This window comes from Streptomyces sp. NPDC054847 (assembly GCF_053610925.1).
This window is the reverse complement of the sequence record NZ_JBSGZJ010000594.1, coordinates 1-3,549: the sequence shown is the minus strand read 5'-3', so window position 1 is coordinate 3,549 and position 3,549 is coordinate 1. Positions and strand designations below refer to the sequence as shown.

Annotated in this window: 3 protein-coding genes; 2 read left to right on the top strand and 1 reads right to left on the bottom strand. The window is 69.7% G+C overall.

Going from position 1 to position 3,549, the window contains the following annotated elements:
• Positions 1-65: 65 nt before the first annotated feature.
• A complete protein-coding gene (locus tag ACWGH4_RS32885; RefSeq protein ID WP_453467296.1) occupies positions 66-926 on the bottom strand; it encodes a L,D-transpeptidase family protein in 861 nt (286 codons plus the stop codon).
• Between the two features lie 269 nt (positions 927-1,195).
• Here ACWGH4_RS32885 and ACWGH4_RS32880 point away from each other — a divergent pair, with 269 nt between their 5' ends.
• Together ACWGH4_RS32880 and leuE are read left to right on the top strand one after the other, a co-directional pair.
• Entirely contained in the window at positions 1,196-2,776 is a 1,581-nt protein-coding gene (locus ACWGH4_RS32880; protein WP_453467293.1) for an acyl-CoA mutase large subunit family protein, read from the top strand.
• A gap of 51 nt (positions 2,777-2,827) precedes the next feature.
• On the top strand, positions 2,828-3,484 hold the full coding sequence (leuE, locus tag ACWGH4_RS32875) for a leucine efflux protein LeuE (protein WP_453467291.1): 657 nt from the start codon (positions 2,828-2,830) through the stop codon (positions 3,482-3,484).
• The last annotated feature ends 65 nt before the right edge of the window (positions 3,485-3,549 follow it).

The window sequence follows — 3,549 nt, the reverse complement described above, 5'->3', positions numbered from 1 at the left end:
GGCGGGACACGTTCCCCCGGTCCCGCCCGCGCCCTTCTTCCTTCACCGCTTCCGCGCCCCGCGCGTCACCAGTAGACGACGACCTTGTCGCCGGTCCGCACCTGGTCGAACAGCGCCGCGATGGCGCCCTTGTCCCTGACGTTCACGCAGCCGTGCGACGCGCCGTTGTAGCCGCGGGCGGCGAAGTCGGAGGAGTAGTGCACCGCCTGGCCGCCGCTGAAGAACATGGCGTACGGCATGGGCGTGTCGTAGATGGTCGAGACGTGGTCACGGGACTTCCAGCCCACGTTGAACACACCTTCGCGGGTCGGCGTGTACTGCGACCCGAAGCGCACGTCCATCGTGGACAGCACCTTGCCGTCGATCATCCATGACAGCGTGCGGGTGGTCTTGCTGATGCACATGACCCGGCCCTTCATGCAGCGCGGATCGAGCTTCGCCTGCGGCTTCTTGACGTCCTTGCCGTCCAGCTCGGCACGCGTCGGCTTCGTCGTCATGCCGAGCAGCCGCTGCCAGGTCACGGTGTCCGTGCTGCCCGTCGCGGGAAGACCGCGCTTGCCCTGGAAGCCCTTCACGGCCGTGGTGGTGACCGGCCCGTACGTACCCGTCGGCTTGTCGTCGAACCAGCCGATCTGCGCCAGCCGCGCCTGCAACTCCCGCACCTGCTCGCCCTTGGCGCCGGGCGCCATCAGGACCTTGGGCGCGGGCTGCTCGGTGGACGGCGACGGCGACGGCTTCTCCGACGGCTCGGCGGACTCCGACTCCGACGCCGATGGTGACGGCGAAGCCGGCGGCGTGGAGGCGGACGGTGTCGGTGCCGCGCTCGACGTGCTGCCGGCGGTCGGCGCGTCGGTCGCGGCCTCCGCCTTGCAGCCGGCCGTCACCGCGGCCACGGCCATCGCGGCCACGGCGGCCAGCGTTCTCATCCCGGCTTTCCTGAGCATGTCGCCCCCCACTTGTCTCGTCCCCCACGTATGTCTGTGCCTGATGAGACAAATTCCCGTCCTGCCCGGTTGCGCAATCCCACGCATCATGGGGGTAACGGTTCGGGGACGGGCGGGCCACGGGCCGCGTCGCCGGCACGGTCTGTGAGCAAGGTCCCAGGGCGTGGCTCTCCATCCCTCGCACGCCCGCCGCTACAGTCCGTCGCAGAGGTTTGTTACCTGTCAGTAGGCCCAGCGGGAGGCACAGTCACATGGCGCGCGAGTCCGAGTCGGGACTGCCCATCGAGCCGGTGTACGGACCGGCGGACCTGGAGGGCTGGGACCCGGCAGAGAAGCTGGGCGAGCCCGGTGGGTACCCCTTCACCCGCGGCGTGTACCCGTCGATGTACACCGGCCGGCCCTGGACGATGCGCCAGTACGCCGGCTTCGGCACGGCCGTCGAGTCCAACGCCCGCTACAAGCAGCTGATCACCAACGGCACGATGGGCCTGTCGGTCGCCTTCGACCTGCCGACACAGATGGGCCACGACTCCGACGCGCCCATCGCGCACGGCGAGGTCGGCAAGGTGGGCGTCGCCGTCGACTCGATCGACGACATGCGGGTGCTGTTCGGCGGGATCCCGCTGGACAAGGTCTCCACGTCCATGACGATCAACGCGCCCGCCGCCCTGCTGCTCCTCCTCTACCAACTCGTCGGCGAGGAGCAGGGCGTCCCCGCGGACAAGCTCACGGGCACGATCCAGAACGACGTGCTCAAGGAGTACATCGCCCGCGGCACGTACATCTTCCCGCCCAAGCCGTCCCTGCGGCTCATCGCGGACATCTTCAAGTACTGCAAGGCCGAGATCCCGAAGTGGAACACGATCTCGATCTCGGGCTACCACATGGCGGAGGCCGGCGCCTCGCCCGCGCAGGAGATCGCGTTCACGCTCGCCGACGGCATCGAGTACGTCCGTACCGCCGTCGCCGCCGGCATGGACGTCGACGACTTCGCGCCCCGCCTGTCCTTCTTCTTCGTCGCCCGCACGACCATCCTCGAAGAGGTCGCCAAGTTCCGTGCGGCCCGCCGGATCTGGGCCCGGGTGATGAAGGAGGAGTTCGGCGCCAAGAACCCGAAGTCGCTGATGCTGCGCTTCCACACCCAGACCGCGGGCGTGCAGCTCACCGCACAGCAGCCCGAGGTGAACCTGGTGCGCGTCGCCGTCCAGGGCCTCGCGGCGGTCCTCGGCGGCACCCAGTCGCTGCACACCAACTCCTTCGACGAGGCCATCGCGCTGCCGACGGACAAGTCCGCCCGCCTCGCGCTGCGCACCCAGCAGGTGCTGGCCTACGAGACGGACGTGACCGCCACCGTCGACCCCTTCGCCGGGTCGTACGTCGTGGAGAAGATGACGGACGACGTCGAAGCCGCGGCGCTCGCCCTCATGGAGCGCGTCGAGGACCTCGGCGGCGCGGTCAACGCCATCGAACAGGGCTTCCAGAAGAACGAGATCGAGCGCAGCGCCTACTGCATCGCCCAGGAGACCGACTCCGGCGAACGCGTCGTCGTCGGCGTCAACCGCTACACGCTGGACACCGAGGACCCGTACGAGCCGCTCCGGGTCGACCCCGCGATCGAGGCCCAGCAGGCGCAGCGGCTGGCGAAGCTGCGGGCGGAGCGGGACCAGGCGGCGGTCGACGCGGCGCTCGCCGAACTGAAGAAGGCCGCGGAAGGCACGGACAACGTCCTTTACCCGATGAAGGACGCGCTGAAGGCGCGCGCCACCGTCGGGGAGGTCTGCAACGCGCTGCGCGAGGTGTGGGGCACGTACGTCCCCACTGACGCCTTCTGACATACGGAACAGAAAGGCGGGGTGTCGTACCGATGTGCCACACTCCGCCCCATGCTGGGTGTCACCGATCTACCGACCTATCTCGCGGGACTTGTCCTGATCGTCCTGCTGCCAGGACCGAACTCTCTGTACGTGCTCTCCGTCGCCGCACGCCGCGGTGTGCGGACGGGCTACCAGGCCGCCGCCGGCGTGTGGTGCGGCGACACCGTCCTGATGGTGCTGTCGGCCGCGGGCGTCGCCTCGCTCCTCCAGGCCAACGCGGTGCTGTTCGGGATCGTGAAATACGCCGGCGCCGGCTATCTGACGTGGCTGGCGATCGGGATGCTCCGCGCGGCCTGGTCGATGTGGCGCACCCGCGGCGAGCGCACCGCCGAAGAGACCGCCGCCGGCGCGGAGGTCCCGGCCGCGGAGCGGCCCTTCCGCAAGGCGTTCGTGATCAGTCTGCTCAACCCGAAGGCGATCCTGTTCTTCATCGCCTTCTTCGTGCAGTTCGTCGACCCGGCGTACGCGTACCCCGCGCTCTCCTTCACGGTGCTCGGCGCGCTGGCGCAGCTGGCGAGCGTCCTCTACCTGAGCGTCCTGATCTTCACCGGCACCCACCTCGCGGCCGCGTTCCGCCGCAGGCGGCGGCTGTCGGCGGGGGCGACGTCGGCGGCGGGAGCGCTGTTCCTGGGCTTCGCGGTGAAGCTCTCCCTCAGCGGCACATGACCTTCCCCACCCCGCCCCTCCCCTGAACCGGGCTCCCCCCGGACCCGCCCCGCGCTCCGCGCGGC

Bases quoted from the DNA above. Each gene is read 5' to 3' on its own strand.
- ACWGH4_RS32885 (WP_453467296.1), bottom strand. From the start codon at position 926: ATGAGAACGCTGGCCGCCGTGGCCGCGATGGCCGTGGCCGCGGTGACG.
- leuE (WP_453467291.1), top strand. From the start codon at position 2,828: ATGCTGGGTGTCACCGATCTACCGACCTATCTCGCGGGACTTGTCCTG.
- ACWGH4_RS32880 (WP_453467293.1), top strand. From the start codon at position 1,196: ATGGCGCGCGAGTCCGAGTCGGGACTGCCCATCGAGCCGGTGTACGGA.